Below are 18,507 nucleotides of genomic sequence, written 5' to 3'. Positions count from 1 at the left end.
AGGGGAGCAGGTTCAATTGCACTTACTGGAACTTGTAGGAGACCCCTAGCTCGTACATGCGACCGTAGCGTTCCCAGGTCAGTACCTGGCGCGGGTCGTTGTTCTGGAACGTGGTGAAGATCTTGTTGGACAGGTTGGAGCCCTGCGCGATGAGGGTCAGCCCCTTCAGCGAGCCGGAATCAAACGTGTAGCTCACCTGGGCATCGTACGTGCTGCCGCCCTGGATGGTCTGCTCGATGCGGCTGGCGCTGATACCCGACACACGGCCAAGGAAGCTCGAACGGTAGCTGTCGCTGACGCGCGCCTCGAAACCCTTGTGCTGGTAGTACAGGGTGCCGTTGGCGACCCACTTGGACAGGCCCGGCACGGTAATCGGGTCGGAGTTGCCCGGGAATACCAGCGAGCTCTTGGTGCGGTTGCCGGTGAGGATCACGCCGAAGCCGTCCAGCGGCTGGGCGATCAGGTTGAACGGCAGGTTCAAGGTGACCTGGGCACCCTTCACGTAACCGCGGCCTTCGTTGGTGGGACCGGACACGATGCCCTGCGTCGTACCCAGCTGGGCCAGCTGCGCCGGGGTCAGGCCGAACGGCAGGAACGAGCTGAAATCGTACAGATACGCCGAATTCGGGTTGATGTAGTCCTTCAGCTTGATGAAGTAGCCGGACAGCGCGACATAGCCGCCACCACCGCGGCACAGGTCGGAATTCTTCTGGTCGGTGGAGCTGCACTGATAGCTGTTGCCACCCGAGAAATAGTGCTCGTAGCTGACGTTGTAGTTGTCGGCCATGGTCGGCTCGAGCTTGGCATTGCCACCGGAAGCGCTGAAGTAGGACTGGTTCGGGTCGGTTTCCTGCAGATGCGTGATGTTGCCGCTCACCCCAAGGCTGGCATTCATCTGATCCATGCGCGGGCGGGCCATGGTGCGGGCCGCGCTGACGCGCAGGTCGTCATTGGCGCTGAAACCGAAGATCAGGTTGGCGCTGGGCAGGTAGCGGTTGAAGCTGGTGCTGCCCACCACCGGGATCAGCGTGATCGCGTTGCCGGTGACTGCACTACCCGGCGCCACGCGCTCGCCGGTGGCACGCTGCGAGGTGTGCGAGGCCTGCACGCCGAAGTTGCCGCGCAGGCTGACGTCGCCCAGGTAGGTGTCGACATTGAATTGCACGTAGGGAGTGAACGTCTTCTCGCGCACCTCCCAGTCTGGCGGCATCGACAGCGAGGAGCCGAACGTCGGCACGCTGTCCAGCGTGCCCTTGCTGATCAGGTCGAGCGGGTTGTAGCAGAGCTGCGAGGCGATACCCATCCACGACAGCGGGTTGCAGGTGTTGCCGGTGAACGGCGCGGTGGTGACGGCGCTGCCGCCGCTGATGGTGCCGCCGCCCAGGGTCAGGAAGCTCTGGTCGATGTGGTAGGTCTTGTTGCGCGTGCTGTGGGTGACGCCGAACTCCACATTGGCGATCGGACCGTCGGCGAAACTGCGCTTGGCCGCGAGGCGCAGGTTGGCGAGGTAGTCCACCGTGTGCGGCGCGTTGATGAAACCGGCCTGCACCACGTCGTTGCCGCCGCCCCAGCCCTGCGGGTCGGTCAGCATCACGCCCTGCGTGTAGTCCAGCGACGAACCGAGATAGAGCAGACCATTGTTACGCTCGTCGAAGTTGACCGTATCGAGCGCACCATTGGCCGCGCCGAAGCCGGTGCCGGAGTAGCTCTCCAGATTGATGTCATCGCGGGTGGCGCGCGAATAGTTCACGTCCGCGTCGATCGACCAGTCCTCGTTGATGGTGAACTGGTTGTCCCAGTTGAAGTTGTAGACCCGCGCCTTGGTGCGGTTGTAATCGTTGCGGATCACCGGTTTGACGTTGGTGTAAGTGCCGCTCTGAATGAAGCCGTTCTGCACTACACCGCCCGGCTGCAGCTGAGCTGAACTGTAGAACAGCGGAAACTCCATACCCTTGGCCTGCTGGGTTTCCTTGAAGTCGTCGTAGGTGACGTCTACGGTTCCGGTGTAGTGCTCGTTCGGCCGCCATTGCACGGTGGCGAGCAGGCCGTTGCGCTTCATGGTGTCAGTGATGCCGTAGTTCTTCGAGCCGCCGATCACCTTGTTGCCGTTGGCATCGTCAGCGTAGCCCCACGGCCCCTGGTGCTGGATCTGCGACGGGCTGTTCTCGACGTCCACGCCGAGGGTGACGCCAAGCGTATTGTTGGCGAACTGGTGAACCCACACGCCGTTGAGGTTGTAGCCCTTGTTGCTCACGCCCGGGCCGTCCGCCAGCTGCGACATGTCGTTCCAGATGTAGCGTGCGTTGATGGCCGCCTCGGGGCCGCTCTTGTCCAGCGGCCGGATGGTGTGCATGTCGACCGTGCCGGTGAGGCCTTGGCCGATCAGGTCCGCGGATGGCGACAAGTGAACCACCACGTTGTCGAACCAGCTCGACGGATACTGGTCAAACTGCACGTCGCGGTTGTTCGAGGTGGATACCTGCTGGCCGCCGTTGATCAACGCGGTGGAGAAATCCGGGCCGAGGCCGTGGATGGAGAGCACCTGCGGGCGACCGCTCACGGTCTGTACCGCCAGGCCCGGCAGGCGACCCAGCGCGTCGGCAATGCTCACGCCGGGCAGCTTGCCGACCTGCTCGGCCGATACCGCCTCGACGATCGTGCTGGCGTTGCGCTTGAGCGCCGTGGAATTCTCGATACTGCTGGCGAAGCCGGTGACCTCAACGGTCTGCAACTGGGTTGCGTTCCGCTTGGTCGTCTTGCGGTCGCGCTTTTCCTTGCTGGTGGCAGCATCCGCCGCAGTGCCGTCCTGTGTCGCCGAAGTGTCTTGCTGACTGGCGGCCTGGGTGGATAGCGGCGTTGCCGCGTAAGCCGTGGTGAACGCGCAGAAGCCGACCGATGCCAATGCCAGCGCAAGCATGTTGTGTTTGAGTATCACCGTTGTCCCCTCCCAGGGTTGTGCCGAAATCTTGTGATGGTTGTGTTGGTTGGCAGAAGCATCCGGTCGGCGACGTCGTGCTACTGGCGTGCGGCCGATTCGGTGAAGCCGATGTTAGGACGGTGATACGCCGTCAAACCGTTCCTGCATACGTATTCATTCTGTTGCGGTGCGTCGCAAACGCGGCGTCGCCGATTCCCCGGGGCCTCCGAAGCTTGCACTGGAATACGGCCATGACGGTATTGCAGATTACGCCCGGAGCGCTTTATTCCAGTGCTTTTTACCGATACGACAGGGTTCGGTATGGACGGCCATATGGCATGGCAAGCGTGGATGTTGCAGGGCGATATGCGCCATCCATGAATACGTATGCACGATCGCGGCACCCGCGCATGCAGCCATTAAGCTGCCTGCCAGGCCCGGCAGTGCGCGTCACGTGGCGTGTGCGGAAATCCGGGCGGCAACTGCATGGACATGCGTAATGAGTGATGCCTCCTGGTGGCGCGGTGCCGTCATCTACCAGATCTATCCGCGCAGTTTCCTCGACACCGACGGCGATGGGGTGGGCGACCTGCCGGGCATTGTCGAGCGGCTGGACTATGTCGCCGACCTGGGCGTCGACGCGATCTGGATCGCGCCGTTCTTCAAATCGCCGATGGCGGATTTCGGCTACGACATTGCCGACTACCGCGATGTCGATCCGCTGTTCGGCACGCTGGACGACTTCGACCGCCTGCTGGCGAAGGCGCACCGGCTGGGCCTGAAGGTGATGATCGACCAAGTGCTCAGCCACACCTCGGTCGAGCACGCCTGGTTTCGCGAAAGCCGGCAGAGTCGCGACAACCCGAAAGCCGACTGGTACGTGTGGGCGGACCCGCGGCCAGACGGCACGGCGCCGAACAACTGGCTGTCGCTGTTTGGCGGCAGCGCATGGCAGTGGGAGCCACGGCGCGGCCAGTATTACCTGCACAACTTCCTGGCCTCGCAGCCGGATCTCAATTTTCATCACCCCGAGGTACGGGCGGCGGCGCTGGACAGCATGCGGTTCTGGCTGGATCGGGGCGTGGATGGCGTTCGCCTGGATGCGATCAACTTCTGCTTCCACGATCGCCACCTGCGTGACAATCCGGCCAAGCCGAAGGAAAAGCGCGTCGGTCGCGGCTTCAGCCCGGACAATCCGTACGCGTTCCAGTATCACCACTACAACAACACCCAGCCCGAGAACCTGGCCTTCCTGGGCGAACTGCGCGCGTTGATGGACTGCTATCCGGATGTCGCCGCGCTAGGCGAGATCTCCTCGGAGGATTCGCTGGCGACGATGGCCGAGTACACCCGCCATGGTCGGCTGCACATGGGCTACAGCTTCGAACTGTTGACCGATGATTTCAGCGCGGCGCACATCCGCGACACGGTGCGCCAGCTGGAAGCGCAGATGACCGAGGGCTGGCCGTGCTGGGCCATTTCCAACCATGACGTGGAGCGCGTGCTGAGCCGCTGGGGCAACGGCGACGCGTCGGCGCAACTGGCCAACCTGTTCACCGCGATGGTCTGTTCCTTGCGCGGCTCGGTGTGCGTCTACCAGGGCGAGGAGCTGGGCCTGACCGAGGCGGACGTACCCTATGAGTCATTGCGCGATCCTTACGGCATCGCGTTCTGGCCGCAGTTCAAGGGCCGCGATGGTTGCCGCACGCCGATGCCGTGGAACGATGCCGACGTGCAGGCGGGTTTCAGTCACGGCATGCCGTGGTTGCCGGTGCCGGAGGAGCACCGCGCACGCGCGGTAGCGCAGCAACAGGCCGATCCGCACTCGGTATTGAACGGCTTTCGCGCCTTCATGCGCTGGCGCCAGACGCAGCCGGCGCTGCGCTGGGGCGAGATCGAGTTCATCGAAACGGCCGAACCGGTGTTGGCATTCGTGCGCCGGTTCGAAGGGCAGGCATTGCTGGTGATGTTCAATCTTGCTGGTGTCGACGTCGATTGTGAGCTGTCCCCGGACTGGCTTGGCGCCAGCGCTGTCGAGGGTCATGGTTTGGCGCAGGGACGGCTGGGCAATGGTCGCCTGCATCTGCCGGGCCATGGTGCGTGGTTTGCCCGCGTCGGTTGAAGCCACATCAGACGAAGGTGTGTCTGGTGTGGTTTCTTGTTTGAGCGTTGTCGCGTTGGGTGGCTTCAGTCGCGATGTTTCTGATGCGGGTTGTCAGCGAGGTTGTCGCGAATTGTAGGAGCGCACCTTGTGCGCGATTGCTCTTATTCGATTTCGATCGTGCGCAATGGCTCGACGCCGTACCAAGAGCATTCGCGCACAGGGTGCGCTCCTACAGACGTGCTATTTGCGCTCGGCCGCCGTGGCTTCGCGCGCGGCGCGGAACTCGGAATCCTTGCTCCAGCCGGGCCATTGGTCCGAATTGGCGAGCTGGCTGCCCACCGTGTAGAGCAGTTGCAGGTCGCGAGCCATGCCGGTGAATGGCCAGCTTGCCTTCCATTCGTCGGAAGGCTGGTGGTAGTGCTTGGCGGTGTACTCCGCTTCCGCGGCCTTGCCGGCCTTCACGCCGCCGTCGATCCAGTCGTTGCCTGAGCCGAACGAGATGGCCGGCACGCCGCGCTTGGCGAAGGAGAAGTGATCGGAGCGGAAGAAATAGCCTGCCTCCGGTTTCGGGTCTGGCGTGTAGACCATGTTGAACTGCTTGGCGTCGGCGACCAGGTCATCCAGCAGGCCGAGCTTGGCGTTGCCCGAGATGGTGAAGTTGCGGGTCGGCCCGTACGGATCGAGTGCGTCCATGTTGATGACGCCAGCGGTCGGGGCCAGCGGATACAGCGGATGGGTGGCGTAGTACTCCGAGCCCAGCAGACCTTTTTCCTCGGCGGTGACATTGAGGAACACCACCGAACGCTCCGGCTGCGGCGCGTGCGCGAAGGCCCGGCCCATCTCGATCAACGCCGCGGTGCCGGTGGCGTTGTCGACCGCGCCGTTGTAGATGCGGTCGCCGGTCTTGTCCGGCAGGCCGATGCCCAGATGATCCCAGTGCGCGCTGTAGATCACGGTCTGGTCCGGGTGCTTGCTGCCGATCACGCGGCCGACGATGTTGTGCGAGGTGATCACGCTCTTGTCGACCTTGAAGTTGGCCGACAGGCTTTCGCCCTTGAGCGCCACCGGCTTGAACGCGCGCGTCTGCGCCTGCTTCTTCAGCGTGTCGAAGTCCAGCCCGGCGTGCTTGAACATCTGCACCGCCAGATCGCGCTGGATCCAGCCCTCGAGTTGCGGATGCACCTTGCCAGGGTCATCCCGCACGATATCGAACATGGTGTTGGTGTTGGAGTTCTTCACCGTGGCCCAGCCGTACGAGGCCGGGGCGGTTTCATGGATCACCAGCAGGCCCAGCGCGCCCTGGCGGGCGGCTTCCTCGTACTTGTAAGTCCAGCGACCGTAATAGGTCATCGCCTTGCCGCCGAAGTCGCCCTTGCCGGTCTCGAAGTCGGGGTCGTTGACCAGGACCACGGCGATCTTGCCGTGCAGGTCGACACCCTTGAAGTCGTCCCAGTTGCGCTCGGGTGCCTTGACGCCGTAACCGACGAAAACCAGCGGGGCATCGCTGATATCCACCGAAGTGGAGCCGTCCATCGGCGCGCGAATGGCGATCTGCTGGCCCTGGGTCAACGGCTCGCTCTTGCTGCCCAGCTTCAGGCTCAGCGAAGGCTGGCCGATGATCTCGGTGCGCAGCAAGGGCACGGCCTGTGTCCACGATCGTTTGCCATCCTTGAGGTCGCCGCCTGGCTGCAGGCCCGCGGCCTTCATCTGCGCCACCACGTAGTCGATGGTTTTCGCTTCGGCCGGGGTGGCCGGGCCACGACCCTCGAAGGCGTCGGAGGACAGCGTCTTGACCACGTCAGAGAGTCGCTGCGTGCTGAAAGTAGGCGTGTCGGCCGCTTGTGCGCCGGCACAGGCGGAGATGATGAGCGCGGACAAGAGCAATCGCTTCACGGGCAGTCACCAGGTGGGGGAAGGGCCCTTGATACTAGCAGCCCGTCGAACCCGGGTCGGCCAATCGGCGAATGCGCGTCCGAATCGCCCCGGGTTTGCTTTCACCCCACCGGCGCATCGTCCGGAGCCACCCGGCCCGACGGCCGGGTGGCATGTCGCCAGGTGGTCCGTGCGCGTCTGGCGACGGACCCGTCGCGGGAGAGTCAATCCGTGCCGATGACCTTGCCGGTGTTTGCGTCAATGCGCAGTTTGACCTTGTTGCCGGCAGCATTGTCCGCCTTGGCTTTCCACACGCCGTCGTCAAAATCGACATCGTGCACGTGCGTGTAACCCTGGGTTTCCAGCGCGGCTTCCACGTCATGCTTGCTCAGCGTCGACACCTGTTCATCCGGGTACACCTTGCCGGTACTGGCATCGATGCGCACGTCCACGTGATCGCCATTGGCGCTCTTGGCCTCGGCGTGCCACATGCCATCCTTGAACTTCAGATCGTGAACCTTGGTGTAGCCCTGCTCGGTGAGCTTGCTGTGCACCTGCGGTTCGGTGAGTGCCTGTTGCGCCATCGCGGCAGAGTTTGTGCCCAGCGAAAGTACGCCGACGGCCAGGGCAAAGACCAGGGTGGGAATGGTGCTTTTCATGAAGGCGACCTCGTTGCTTGCGGAAAGCAAGAGTCTCGGGTGGCCCATGAAAACATGGAGTGAATGTGGGCGTGAACACAGCCCAACGGTTCAGCAAGAAAACCTGTTCCGGCATCTGCCGGAATCGCACGACCGCTGCCGGGGAACTCCCGAGCAGCGGTCGTGCGGGTGGATCAGACCGCGGCGTCCTTCAGCTTCTTCAGCGGGCGCACCTTCACCTTCACGGTGGCGGGCTTGGCCGCAAAGACCTGCTCCAGGCCGGTGAACGGGTTCTTGCCCTTGCGCTTCGGCTTGGCGGGAACCTTCACCGCATTGATCTTGAACAGGCCGGGCAAGGTGAACTGGCCAGCGCCCTTCTTGTTGACCGAGGCAAGCACGGTGGACTCGAGGCCGGCGAGCACAGCCTTGACCGACTTCGCTTCGACGTTGGTCTGCGCGGCGATATGCGCGATCAGCGCGGACTTGGACAAGGGCTCCTTCAGCGGCTTGACCGGAGCGGCGACCTTGGCGGGCTTGGCAGCCTTGGCGGGAGCCTTCTTGGCGGGTGCTTTCTTGGCAGTGGTTTTGGTAGCCATGGATTTCGTCTCGTTAGTAAGAAACTCCGGCTTTGAAGGGCTCGGAGGCCTCGCGGCCTGCACAATGTAGCGAAATTTTGAGCGTTTTACGCAATTCACCTGAAATAAAGTGCTTTGGACGCAGCTGTCGTTCACCCGATCGGGTCGAATCAGGGGTCATTTTCCCGATTGCCGTTGATTGGATAGCTGTTCACCGGCCCGCGCACCGGCTGCCACAGCATGCGGTCCAGACGCAGCTCGCGCGGGTCACGGAACTGGTTGATGCCGATGGTCATGCCGATGTGGCCATCACGCGGCTGCGCCCGATACGTGCCGAACACCCGGTCCCACCACGACAGGTTGAAACCGAAGTTGGAGTTGGTCTCCGCCGGATGCCAGGAGTGATGCACGCGATGCATGTCCGGTGTGACCAGCACCCAGCGAAGCCCTAGATCCAGCCGTCGCGGCAGGCCGACATTGCCGTGGTTGAACATCGAAGTGACATTCAGCACCACTTCGAAGGCCAGCACCGCGACTGCCGGTGTTCCCAGCGCAACGATGACGCCCAGCTTGATCACCAGCGACAACAGGATCTCCAGCGGATGGAAGCGCGCGCCGGTGGTCAGGTCGAATTCGAGATCGGTGTGATGCATGCGGTGCAGCCTCCACAACAGCGGCACCGCATGAAACATCACGTGTTGCAGATAGATCGCCAGGTCCAGCAACAGCATCGACGCCACGATGGCCAACCAGCCCGACATGCCCAGCGCGTGGAACAGTCCCCAGCCATGAGCTTCGGTGTACAGCGCCACGCCGACGGCGGCGGCAGGGAACAGCAGCCGCACCAGCAAGCTGTCGAGCACCACGATGCCAAGGTTGGCTGGCCAGCGCTTCCAACGTCCGATGGCTTGCTCGCGTCTCGGCGCCAGCACTTCCCACAGCGCCATCACCGCGAAGATCCCGGCGAAGGCACCGAGACGGACCGCGGGTTCATGGGCTAAAAGGAATGAGGTCACGATCGACGGTCCGATATGCTGCGGCACGTGCACGATGCTCGCACGAATTTGCCTGGCCAGCATGATGCTGGTGCGCGACCCTGGGCGCGGATGGTCATGGTGATATCTGACTCGTGAGCCGGTTGTGGGCCTGATCTGCCGTGGTCGCCGGATGATGCGGGAATATCCGCAGGACTGAGGCCGCCGCGACGCAGTCCGCAAGGTGGCGCGAACCTCGTCGTGACGGGCTGCGCCGAACGCGTGCACGATCCAATTCGGCGTCCGGTTCGTATCGGAGACACTGCGGTGGCCCGCGCAGTCAAGAAAGGTGTGTAACCGAAGCGCCAGTCCAAGCGAATCAATCGGCACGGGTTCCTCCACTGGTCACGCTTGCATCATCGCTTGCCCGGCTATGCTCGGCGCCAATGACGCCCAAGGTTTTCAAGGTTGATGAAAAGCAAGCTCACCTCAATTCGCTGGCTGGTCGTCATTGCGCTGCTCGGTGCGGTGGTGGCGTTCTTTGCCCTGGGTCTGCAGCACCAGCTGAGCCTGGAGACGCTGAAGGCGCGCCAGCACGATCTGGATGCATTTCGGCAGGCCCACCCGGTCGGGCTTGCTGCCGGGTTCTTTGTGGTCTACGTGGCAGTCACGGCGCTTTCGTTGCCAGCGGCGACCTTGTTGACCCTGGCGGCGGGTGCGGTGTTCGGCCTGCTCGAAGGAACCTTGCTGGTGTCGTTCGCCTCCAGCGTCGGCGCGACGGTGGCCATGCTGGCCAGCCGCTTCGTGTTGCGCGATACGGTGCAGGAGCGTTTCGGCAAGCGCCTGACCACGATCAACGAGGGCATGCGGCGTGAAGGCGCGTTTTACCTGTTCACGCTGCGACTGGTGCCGGTGATCCCGTTCTTCGTGGTCAACCTGGTGATGGGCCTGACCACGCTCCCCGCGCGCACGTTCTACTGGGTCAGCCAGCTCGGCATGCTGGCTGCCACCGTGGTGTTCGTGAACGCCGGCACCCAGCTGGCCGGCCTGCATTCGCTGTCGGGCATTTTGTCGCCGCGGATCATCGGCTCGTTCGTGTTGCTGGGCGTGTTTCCGCTGCTGGCGCGCTGGATCGTGGCGCGGGTGAAGGCGCGGCGGGTGTACGCCCGCTGGCCCAAGCCGAAGAAGTTCGATCGCAACCTGGTGGTGATCGGTGCGGGTTCGGCCGGCCTGGTCAGCGCGTATATTGCCGCCACGGTGCGCGCCAAGGTCACCCTGATCGAAAGGCACGAGATGGGCGGCGATTGCCTCAACACCGGCTGCGTGCCATCGAAGGCGCTGATACACGCCGCGAAGCTGGCTGCGCAGGCGCGTGTCGCAGGCCAGGTCGGGGTGACGACGGCCGCGGTGCAGGTGGATTTTCGTGCGGTGATGGAGCGCGTGCAGCAGGCGATCGCCACGGTGGCACCGCATGATTCGGTCGAGCGCTATCGCGAGCTCGGCGTCGATGTGCAGCGTGGTCAGGCGCGGATCGTTTCGCCATGGATCGTGGAAGTGGACGGCCAGCCGATCACCACCCGGTCGATCGTGATCGCCTCCGGCGCCGAGCCGTTCGTGCCGCCGATCAGCGGCATCGAAGACAGCGGCTACCTCACCTCCGACACGCTGTGGCAACTGCGCGAACTGCCACCGCGGCTGCTGGTGATGGGCGGCGGGCCGATCGGTTGCGAACTGGCGCAGGCCTTCGCGCGACTCGGCTCGCGCGTGACCCAGGTCGAGGCGATGGATCGGTTGCTGCTGCGCGAGGATGACGAGGTGTCGGACTTCGTGCAGGCACGGCTCGAGGCCGACGGCGTGGATGTACGCACGGGACACAAGGCGGTGGCGGTCGAGCGTGATGGCAAGGACCAGGTGCTGGTCTGCGAAGCAGGTGGCGAGCGCGTGCGCCTTCCCTACGACCAGTTGCTGATAGCCGTCGGACGCAAGCCACGCACGACGGGGTTCGGCCTGGAAGCACTGGGCATTCCGGCCGAGCGCACGGTGGAGACCGATGCCTGGCTCGCCACGCCGTACCCGAACATCTACGCCTGCGGCGATGTCGCCGGCCCGTATCAGTTCACCCATACCGCCGCGCATCAGGCGTGGTACGCCGCGGTCAACGCGTTGTTCGGCCAGTTCAAACGATTCCGTGTCGACTACTCGGTGATTCCCGCGGTGACCTTCGTCGATCCGGAGGTGGCACGCGTCGGCCTCAACGAGCGCGAGGCGCGGCAGCAAGGTGTCGCGTACGAGGTCACCCGCTACGAACTGGACGATCTTGATCGCGCGATCGCTGAGAACCATGCGCGTGGCTTCGTCAAGGTCCTGACCGTGCCCGGCAAGGACCGCATCCTGGGCGCCACCATCGTCGGCCAGCATGCCGGCGAGACGTTGGCCGAATTCGTGCTGGCGATGCGCCATGGGCTGGGCCTGAACAAGATTCTCGGCACTATTCATGCGTATCCCACCTGGGCCGAGGCGAACAAGTACGCTGCGGGCAACTGGAAGAAGGCGCATGCTCCCGAACGCGTGCTGGGTTGGCTGGCGCGCTATCACAGGTGGCGTCGCCAATGAATTTTTCGATGAAGGTTTTCGCGCTGTCGTTGATCCTCGCGTCCGCCGCATGGGCTGCGTCCGCCGCCGTCACCTTGCGTTTTTCCGATACGGCGCCCGGTGCCGGCTTGCCGTCGGGGTGGAAAGCCTATGCGATGTCGCGGCATCACCCCGCCGCTCGCATGGCGGTCGTTCGCGATGGCAACGACGTGGTGTTCAACATCGATGCCAACCACGCTGCGGGCGCCATCGCCCACCACCTGGACGTTTCCGCAAACACGACCCTGAGCTGGCGCTGGAAGGTCGATCACAGCGTCGCCAAAGCCAACTTGTCGAAGAAATCGGGCGATGATTTCGCCGCCCGTGTTTATGTGTTCTTCGACGTGCCGCGGTCACGACTGTCCTGGCTGCAACGCATGAAGCTGAATCTGGCTCGCCGGACGCTCGGCCATGAAATGCCAACCGCTGCCTTGTGTTACGTATGGGACAACCGCCATCCGGTCGGCACCATGGCACCCAATGCCTACACCGACCTGGTTCGCATCATCGTCCTGCAGAGTGGCAATGCACATGCGGGTACCTGGCAGCTCCAGCAGCGCGACCTGGCTGCGGATTTTCGCGCCGCTTTCGGTCGCCCCGCACCGCGTGTCACCGGCATCGCGCTGGCCTCCGACACCGACAATACCCGCGGACACGTGAAGGCATGGTTCGGCGACCTGACCCTTGCCTCGGATTCGACGCCGTCGGTGACATCGGGGGCAGGGCGATGAAAGGCAGGCACACGCCAAGTTCGAACGCAATCCTGATCAGGAGCACTCGCCAGTGAACGCTGTTCTTTCCACCAGCCTGCCCTCGTTTGCGCGTACCTTGCGCGAAGCCGGTCTGAGTCTTCCGCGCACACCGCTGGAAATTCTGCAGGTCAACGTGGGCAAGCTGTGCGACCTGGCCTGTCAGCATTGCCATGTCGAGGCCGGACCCAAGCGTACCGAAATCATGCAGGCGGCCACGGTCGACCGCCTGCTCGACTTGCTGGCCGATGCGCCAGCCATTCACACGGTGGACCTGACCGGTGGCGCGCCGGAGTTGAATCCGCATTTCCGCACCCTGGTGCACGGGTCGCGTGCGCTGGGCAAGACCGTGATCGACCGCTGCAACCTCACCGTGCTGTTCCGGCCGGGGCAGGAGGACACCGCCGAGTTCCTCGCCGCGCAGGGCGTCAAGGTCGTTGCCTCGCTGCCGTGCTACAGCAAGGCCAATGTGGAGAAGCAGCGCGGTCAGCATGTGTTCGACCCCAGTTTGCGCGCCTTGCGCCAGCTCAACGCGCTCGGCTACGGCCGGCCGGGCAGCGGGCTGGAACTGGACCTGGTCTACAACCCGATCGGCGCCACCTTGCCGCCGTCGCAGGCGTCGCTGGAGGCGACCTACAGGGACCAGCTGGCCGAGCATTTCGGCATCGTGTTCAACCGCCTGTTCACCATCACCAACATGCCGATCAAGCGCTTCCTGCATCTGCTGGAACGCGAGGGCCGCCATGACAGTTACATGCACACCCTGCTCGATGCGTTCAATCCACGCGCGGCGCTGGGCGTGATGTGCCGCAACCTGCTGTCGGTGGACTGGCGCGGGCAGTTGTACGACTGCGACTTCAACCAGGCGCTGGAGCTGCCGCAGGGCGGGCGCGAACGCAGCATCTGGGATATCCAGTCACTGACCGACGTTGAACGCGATCCGATCGTGTTTGGCGATCATTGTTACGGCTGCACCGCGGGCGCGGGCAGCTCCTGTGGCGGCTCACTGACGTTGTAGGAGCGCACCCTGTGCGCGAATGGCGGGCGCAGCCCGCCTGCCACAACCTACAGCAAAAGCATCGCGCACAGGGTGCGCTCCTACACCAACACATTTGAAGCGAAGCATCGACAATGACCGAAACCAACCGACCCGAAGCCGACGACTCGCAGGTGCGCGACAGTGTTCGCGACTATTACGGTGAAACGCTGAAAAGCAGCGCTGACTTGCGTACCACGGCCTGTTGCAGCGTCGACGCGATGCCGCAGGATGTGCGCACGATTCTGGCGCAGTTGCACCCGGAGGTGCTCGCGCGCTTCTACGGCTGCGGCTCACCGCTGCCGCCGGCGCTGGATGGCATGACCGTGCTCGACCTCGGCTGCGGCAGCGGCCGGGACGCCTATCTGTTGTCGAGCATGGTTGGTGAGCGTGGCCGCGTGATCGGCGTGGACATGACTGCGCAGCAACTGGAGGTAGCGGAGCGCCACCGCGCATTTCATGCCAAGGCGTTCGGACACGCACGCTCAAATGTCGAGTTTCACCTGGGCGACCTGGCCGACCTGGCGACGCTCGGCATCGCCGACAACTCGGTCGATGTGGTGGTATCCAACTGCGTGCTGAACCTGGTGCCGGACAAGCGCCGTGCGTTTGCCGAAACCTTCCGCGTGCTCAAGCCCGGCGGTGAGCTGTACTTTTCCGACGTGTTCAGCGACCGCCGCCTGCCACGCGAGTTGCTGGCCGACCCGGTCCTGCTGGGCGAATGCCTGGCGGGTGCACTCTACGTGGAGGACTTCCGCCGGCTGCTCGCCGAACTGGGCGTGGCCGATGCGCGCGTCTGCGCACGCAGCCCGATCGCGATCACCGATGCGGCCATCGAGCAACGCATCGGTTTCGCCCACTTCGAGTCGATTACCTGGCGCGCTTTCAAGCTGCCGCTGGAGGATCGCTGCGAGGACTATGGGCAGGTCGCCACTTACCAGGGCAGTCTACCCGGGCACCTGCATGGTTTCGATCTGGATGATCACCATCGGTTCGAGCGCGATCGCCCGATGCTGGTTTGCGGCAATACCGCTGACATGCTGTCGGGTACTCGCTACGCGGCGCATTTCCGCATCGATGGCGACAAGCATCGGCATCACGGCTTGTTCGATTGTGCGCCTGCCAGCGTGGCCGGCAGCGCAACCAGCTGCGTCGCACCAGGCTGCTGCTGAGTCCGCCGATGTCCGATATGGATCATCCCCTTGGCACCTCGCTTTCCGTGGTCGTGCCGCTGGCACCGGGTGAAAGCGAATGGCAACCGCTGCTGGTGCAACTCGCGGCGTTGCCAGCCGGCAGTGAGGTGATCGTGGTGTCTGCCGATGACGTGTCGCGGTTGCCGCCCCCGGCATGGCCGGCGCGGTTGCGTTACCGCGCCTGCCGCAGCGAGCCTGGCCGTGCGCGCCAGCAGAACCTGGGCGCGCAGCTGGCCAGCGGCGACTGGTTGTGGTTCGTGCATGCCGACTCGCGCCTGCGCGCGGACACCTTGGGTTCGTTGCAGGACTTCATTGTGCAAGGCAGCGCGGCGCTGGGCTGGTTCTCGCTGGCATTCCGCCATGACGGGCCACGCTGGACCGCGTTGAACGCGGTTGGCGCGAACTGGCGTGCGCGCTGGCTGGGGCTGCCGTTCGGCGATCAGGGTTTGCTGCTGCCGCGCGCGAGCTTCGACGCGCTGCACGGGTTCGATGAGCAGGCCAGTTATGGCGAGGATCACCTGCTGGTCTGGGCTGCGCGCCAAGCCGGTTTGCCGTTGCGGCACATTCCTGCGGTGCTGGAGACCAGCGCACGCAAATATGCGCGGCACGGTTGGCTACGCACCACGCTGCGCCATTGGCGACTGACTGCCGCGCAGGCCTGGCCGGCGTGGCGCGCCGCGCGCAGGAGCCGGGCATGACGGCGGCGCTGGCCATCTTCGTCAAGACGCCCGGTTTGTCGCCGGTGAAAACGCGGCTTGCCGCCGGCATCGGCGTGCCCGCGGCGCAGCGCTTCCACCAACTGGCCGCAGCGGCTACCGCGGACGTCGCGCGTGCTTGCGGGTCCTGGCTGACGCCGTACTGGGCGATTGCCGAAGCCGATCCGGCCGCCGTGGCTGCGTGGCCGGGCTTTGCGTCATTGCATCAAGGGCAGGGTGGTCTTGGTGAGCGTCTGCACTCGGTGTATGCCCGGCTCCAGGCCCGACATGGTGCTGTGCTGCTGATCGGTGCTGATGCCCCGCAATTGACTGTCGCGTTGCTGCAGCGCGCGCTCAGCTTGCTGGACGACCCCCGCACTCCGTTCCTGATCGGCGATGCCAGCGATGGTGGCTTCTGGCTGTTCGGTGGTCGCGCGGCGATTCCCGCCCGGGTGTGGTCGGCCGTGCGCTATTCGCAGGCGCAGACCACATCGGAACTGCGGCAGCAACTGGCACCCCACGGCGTCGCTGCCAACGTGGGGCTCCTGACCGATGTCGACAATGTCGAGGATCTGCCGGCACTGCATGACGCCCTCGGCGCCCTCGATGCGCCGTGGCCGGGGCAGCTGGTCTTGCGGCAATGGCTCGATGGCGTGCTCATGCCCGTTGGTTCGGCGAGGTGTGACGCATGAGCATTGCCCTGTTGATCACCGTCTTGCTGCTGGCGGCAAGCAATGGCGCCAACGACAACTTCAAGGGCGTGGCCGCCCTGTACGGCAGCCGCACGGTGAGTTATCGGGTGGCGCTTGGCTGGGCCAGCGTCACGACGCTGGCCGGCTCACTGGCTTCGGTATGGCTTGCGCAGGCCTTGCTCACGACCTTCACCGGTGCCGGTCTGGTGACCGCGGATATCGCCGCTCAGACGAGCTTTGCGCTGGCGGTGGCGCTCGGCGCGGCGCTGACCATTGCGCTCGCCACCTGGCGCGGACTGCCGGTGTCGACGACACACGCCTTGCTGGGTGCGATGGCCGGAGCCGGACTGATTGCGGTGGGCTCGGGCCTGCATTTCGCTTCGCTGGGGCGCGTGTTTCTGCTGCCGTTGCTGGCCAGCCCGATCATTGCGATCGTCCCGGCGTTCCTGCTCGCGCCGCTGCTGCGCCGCTGGGTCGCCGGTCATCAGGAGCGGCGCACCGAGTGTCTGTGCGTCGAGCGTGACGCGCTGGTCACAGCGGAAGGGTTCGTGTCGCGTCAAAGCCTTGCGCTGCGTAGCGGGTCCCTGGTCGAGTGTGCCGAGCGGAACGCGCAGACCGTGGCGCAGGTTCGCGGATTCAGCCTGGTCGACGCGATGCACTTCCTGCTGGCCGGCGCGGTCGGATTTGCGCGCGGCCTCAACGACACACCGAAAATAGCCGCACTGCTGCTGCCGGCCGCCCTGCTGGACGGCCATGTTGCCGTCGCGGCGGTGGCCGCGGCCATGTTGATCGGTGGTCTGGTGGGCGCGCGGCAGGTGGCGCGAACCATGAGCGACAAGATCACCCGGCTGGACATGGGCGCGGGACTGGCCGCCAGCCTGACCACCGCCTTGCTGGTGGGTACCGCCAGCTTCAACGGCCTGCCGGTATCGACCACCCACGTTTCGGTCGGCGCGCTGGCCGGTGCCGGTGCCAGCGGCGGGCAGGGCGGGGTGGATCGTCAGGTGATGAAAGGCATCGTATGGTCGTGGGTGATCACCTTGCCGATCGGTGCGGTATTCGGCGCGCTGCTTTACGCCGGCATGTCATAGCTCATCGGGTTGCGCGTGCGCACGCGGCACGGGCGGGTGGGGCGTGGTCGCTACGCCTTGCGTTTGCGTCGCGGCTTGGCCTGTGCGGCGGCAATCAAGTTCTGCAAGTAGGCGATGCCTTCCTCCTCCGGGAAAAAGGCGACCACGTCGGCCACGCTCAGCTCATGCCGTTTGCGCAGCGCCAGGAACTCCTCGCGGGCCATCGCCAGGCGTTGCGTGGCGGCGGCCTTCTTGCTCAGCGGTTTGGCGGGCTGCTGCCGTTCGACCTTGCGCTCGAGTCGGGCCAGTTCTTCCTGGAACTGGCGGAAGTCGTATTTCGGGGAAGTCATCTTCGATCGCTTGGGTTGGGCCTGACCCCGTCATTTTCGCATGTTCCCCGCCGCATGCACCGATGCCTGATTCAACCGGTCCGAGCCATCCGCGGCACAACGGCAGGTGCCGGATTGTGACGCGCGGCGGCATATGCCCTGGAAAAGCGTGCCGCACAACTGTCGTTCTCGGTCACTTCGGCTGCCGGCGTACCGGCGCGCTTTACCCGCTCATGCGGCTGGCGCGAACCTGCGCTCACAGCCTCCACGATCGGCGTCTCCGACCGTGAGCGCGCCAGCGCCTCATGCAGGCGGTCTTCGATCGTGGGCCCGGTCAGCGCCTTGCGGCATGCGGCATGGCGCAGCAGGAACTGAATCGCCAGCTCCTCCGGCGAGCAGGTGACATTGGTGCTATCGATGACTTCTTCCATGGCGGCTTCTCGATGTCAGAACCGAAGCGGTTCACCGAGAGTGCAGCAGCATTCGTGCCAACTGCGTCACAAAAACGAACAGACCCGCTTCGTTAGGCGGGCCTGTTCGGTTGTTCTGATGGTGGCCGGGGACGGAATCGAACCGCCGACACGGGGATTTTCAATCCCCTGCTCTACCAACTGAGCTACCCGGCCGGAAACTGGCTGCCACTGGCGACTGCGCGAGCCGCAGATGTTGCGTGGAGCCGCGCATTAGACCGAATGCGCGAGGATTCGTCAAGACTGGTCGCTGGGTGGAGTGAAGCCGGCGGCTTGCGCGACGTCGCCGCCGAACAGGAAATTCTCCATCTGTTCGGCGAGATATTTGCGCGATTTCGGATCGAGCGGGTTGAGGCGGTACTCGTTGATCAGGGTGGTCTGGTGGGCCAGCCATTGTTGCCAGGCTTGCCTGGAGATTTCCGCGTAGATGCGCTGGCCGAGCGGGCCGGGCCAGGGCGCGAAGTCGAGACCTTCGGCGTCAATGTCGAGCTTGCTGCAATGGATGGTGCGACTCATGGTTTCATTCCTGTGCGACCCGCGTGGACGGATCTCGGCAGAGTAT

General features: G+C 64.4%; 16 protein-coding genes and 1 tRNA gene. 8 read left to right on the top strand and 9 right to left on the bottom strand.

Annotation, left to right across the window (positions count from 1 at the left end):
- Nucleotides 1-22: 22 nt before the first annotated feature.
- Nucleotides 23-2,935 carry a TonB-dependent receptor gene (locus AC0L58_RS12080; RefSeq protein ID WP_473683703.1) on the bottom strand — a complete coding sequence of 971 codons (2,913 nt, stop codon included), beginning with the start codon at nt 2,933-2,935 and terminating at the stop codon, nt 23-25.
- Nucleotides 2,936-3,416: 481 nt separating this feature from the next.
- Between AC0L58_RS12080 and AC0L58_RS12075 the strand changes: the two genes are divergently transcribed.
- Nucleotides 3,417-5,039: an alpha-glucosidase family protein gene (locus AC0L58_RS12075; protein ID WP_473683701.1), complete on the top strand. Its 1,623-nt coding sequence runs from the start codon at nt 3,417-3,419 to the stop codon at nt 5,037-5,039.
- A gap of 222 nt (nt 5,040-5,261) precedes the next feature.
- Here the strand turns inward: AC0L58_RS12075 and AC0L58_RS12070 are convergent, their stop codons facing one another.
- From AC0L58_RS12070 to AC0L58_RS12055, 4 genes are all read right to left on the bottom strand, one after another.
- A complete protein-coding gene (locus AC0L58_RS12070; protein WP_473683699.1) occupies nt 5,262-6,914 on the bottom strand; it encodes a M28 family metallopeptidase in 1,653 nt (550 codons plus the stop codon).
- Nucleotides 6,915-7,117: 203 nt separating this feature from the next.
- Entirely contained in the window at nt 7,118-7,552 is a 435-nt protein-coding gene (locus AC0L58_RS12065) for a PepSY domain-containing protein (RefSeq protein WP_473683697.1), read from the bottom strand.
- A gap of 173 nt (nt 7,553-7,725) precedes the next feature.
- Nucleotides 7,726-8,127: an HU family DNA-binding protein gene (locus AC0L58_RS12060; RefSeq protein ID WP_473683695.1), complete on the bottom strand. Its 402-nt coding sequence runs from the start codon at nt 8,125-8,127 to the stop codon at nt 7,726-7,728.
- Nucleotides 8,128-8,276: 149 nt separating this feature from the next.
- Nucleotides 8,277-9,185 (bottom strand): sterol desaturase family protein, encoded by a 909-nt coding sequence (locus AC0L58_RS12055; RefSeq protein WP_473683693.1) that lies wholly within the window; start codon nt 9,183-9,185, stop codon nt 8,277-8,279.
- A gap of 366 nt (nt 9,186-9,551) precedes the next feature.
- Between AC0L58_RS12055 and AC0L58_RS12050 the strand changes: the two genes are divergently transcribed.
- The 7 genes from AC0L58_RS12050 to AC0L58_RS12020 all read left to right on the top strand — a co-directional run bounded on the left by AC0L58_RS12050 (nt 9,552) and on the right by AC0L58_RS12020 (nt 17,167).
- Nucleotides 9,552-11,693: an FAD-dependent oxidoreductase gene (locus tag AC0L58_RS12050; protein WP_473683691.1), complete on the top strand. Its 2,142-nt coding sequence runs from the start codon at nt 9,552-9,554 to the stop codon at nt 11,691-11,693.
- Nucleotides 11,690-12,442: a DUF3047 domain-containing protein gene (locus AC0L58_RS12045; protein WP_473683689.1), complete on the top strand. Its 753-nt coding sequence runs from the start codon at nt 11,690-11,692 to the stop codon at nt 12,440-12,442. The genes AC0L58_RS12050 and AC0L58_RS12045 overlap by 4 nt, the downstream gene beginning before the upstream one ends.
- A 52-nt stretch (nt 12,443-12,494) precedes the next feature.
- On the top strand, nt 12,495-13,478 hold the full coding sequence (arsS, locus tag AC0L58_RS12040; RefSeq protein WP_473683687.1) for an arsenosugar biosynthesis radical SAM (seleno)protein ArsS: 984 nt from the start codon (nt 12,495-12,497) through the stop codon (nt 13,476-13,478).
- A 113-nt stretch (nt 13,479-13,591) separates the two neighbouring features.
- Complete coding sequence (locus tag AC0L58_RS12035; protein WP_473683685.1) at nt 13,592-14,668, top strand: methyltransferase domain-containing protein; 1,077 nt, start codon at nt 13,592-13,594, stop codon at nt 14,666-14,668.
- A 17-nt stretch (nt 14,669-14,685) separates the two neighbouring features.
- Nucleotides 14,686-15,387, top strand: coding sequence for a TIGR04283 family arsenosugar biosynthesis glycosyltransferase (locus AC0L58_RS12030; protein WP_473683683.1), 702 nt, complete (start codon nt 14,686-14,688; stop codon nt 15,385-15,387).
- Nucleotides 15,384-16,076 carry a TIGR04282 family arsenosugar biosynthesis glycosyltransferase gene (locus tag AC0L58_RS12025; protein WP_473683681.1) on the top strand — a complete coding sequence of 231 codons (693 nt, stop codon included), beginning with the start codon at nt 15,384-15,386 and terminating at the stop codon, nt 16,074-16,076. Before AC0L58_RS12030 ends, AC0L58_RS12025 begins: the two co-directional genes overlap by 4 nt.
- Nucleotides 16,073-17,167, top strand: coding sequence for an anion permease (locus tag AC0L58_RS12020; RefSeq protein WP_473683679.1), 1,095 nt, complete (start codon nt 16,073-16,075; stop codon nt 17,165-17,167). The genes AC0L58_RS12025 and AC0L58_RS12020 overlap by 4 nt, the downstream gene beginning before the upstream one ends.
- 50 nt (nt 17,168-17,217) lie before the next feature.
- Here the strand turns inward: AC0L58_RS12020 and AC0L58_RS12015 are convergent, their stop codons facing one another.
- The 4 genes from AC0L58_RS12015 to AC0L58_RS12000 form a co-directional block, all read right to left on the bottom strand.
- The gene (locus tag AC0L58_RS12015) at nt 17,218-17,496 is read right to left on the bottom strand and encodes a 2-hydroxyacyl-CoA dehydratase (protein ID WP_473683678.1); all 279 of its coding nucleotides are present in this window, start codon (nt 17,494-17,496) and stop codon (nt 17,218-17,220) included.
- Between the two features lie 71 nt (nt 17,497-17,567).
- The gene (locus AC0L58_RS12010; protein ID WP_473683676.1) at nt 17,568-17,906 is read right to left on the bottom strand and encodes a hypothetical protein; all 339 of its coding nucleotides are present in this window, start codon (nt 17,904-17,906) and stop codon (nt 17,568-17,570) included.
- Nucleotides 17,907-18,025: 119 nt separating this feature from the next.
- Nucleotides 18,026-18,101: transfer RNA gene (locus AC0L58_RS12005), tRNA-Phe, on the bottom strand.
- Between the two features lie 81 nt (nt 18,102-18,182).
- Nucleotides 18,183-18,461, bottom strand: a complete 279-nt coding sequence (locus tag AC0L58_RS12000; protein ID WP_473683674.1) for an oxidative damage protection protein — start codon at nt 18,459-18,461, stop codon at nt 18,183-18,185.
- Between the last annotated feature and the right edge of the window lie 46 nt (nt 18,462-18,507).

Source organism: Rhodanobacter sp. G2-10 (genome assembly GCF_055809185.1).
This window is presented reverse-complemented; position numbering and strand designations above follow the sequence as displayed.

What these genes read in the sequence shown, in the direction of transcription:
- AC0L58_RS12075 (WP_473683701.1), top strand. Translation starts at nt 3,417, where the DNA reads ATGAGTGATGCCTCCTGGTGGCGCGGTGCCGTCATCTACCAGATCTAT.
- AC0L58_RS12065 (WP_473683697.1), bottom strand. Translation starts at nt 7,552, where the DNA reads ATGAAAAGCACCATTCCCACCCTGGTCTTTGCCCTGGCCGTCGGCGTA.
- AC0L58_RS12060 (WP_473683695.1), bottom strand. Translation starts at nt 8,127, where the DNA reads ATGGCTACCAAAACCACTGCCAAGAAAGCACCCGCCAAGAAGGCTCCC.
- AC0L58_RS12055 (WP_473683693.1), bottom strand. Translation starts at nt 9,185, where the DNA reads ATGCTGGCCAGGCAAATTCGTGCGAGCATCGTGCACGTGCCGCAGCAT.
- AC0L58_RS12050 (WP_473683691.1), top strand. Translation starts at nt 9,552, where the DNA reads ATGAAAAGCAAGCTCACCTCAATTCGCTGGCTGGTCGTCATTGCGCTG.
- AC0L58_RS12045 (WP_473683689.1), top strand. Translation starts at nt 11,690, where the DNA reads ATGAATTTTTCGATGAAGGTTTTCGCGCTGTCGTTGATCCTCGCGTCC.
- AC0L58_RS12035 (WP_473683685.1), top strand. Translation starts at nt 13,592, where the DNA reads ATGACCGAAACCAACCGACCCGAAGCCGACGACTCGCAGGTGCGCGAC.
- AC0L58_RS12030 (WP_473683683.1), top strand. Translation starts at nt 14,686, where the DNA reads ATGGATCATCCCCTTGGCACCTCGCTTTCCGTGGTCGTGCCGCTGGCA.
- AC0L58_RS12025 (WP_473683681.1), top strand. Translation starts at nt 15,384, where the DNA reads ATGACGGCGGCGCTGGCCATCTTCGTCAAGACGCCCGGTTTGTCGCCG.
- AC0L58_RS12020 (WP_473683679.1), top strand. Translation starts at nt 16,073, where the DNA reads ATGAGCATTGCCCTGTTGATCACCGTCTTGCTGCTGGCGGCAAGCAAT.
- AC0L58_RS12015 (WP_473683678.1), bottom strand. Translation starts at nt 17,496, where the DNA reads ATGACTTCCCCGAAATACGACTTCCGCCAGTTCCAGGAAGAACTGGCC.
- AC0L58_RS12010 (WP_473683676.1), bottom strand. Translation starts at nt 17,906, where the DNA reads ATGGAAGAAGTCATCGATAGCACCAATGTCACCTGCTCGCCGGAGGAG.
- AC0L58_RS12000 (WP_473683674.1), bottom strand. Translation starts at nt 18,461, where the DNA reads ATGAGTCGCACCATCCATTGCAGCAAGCTCGACATTGACGCCGAAGGT.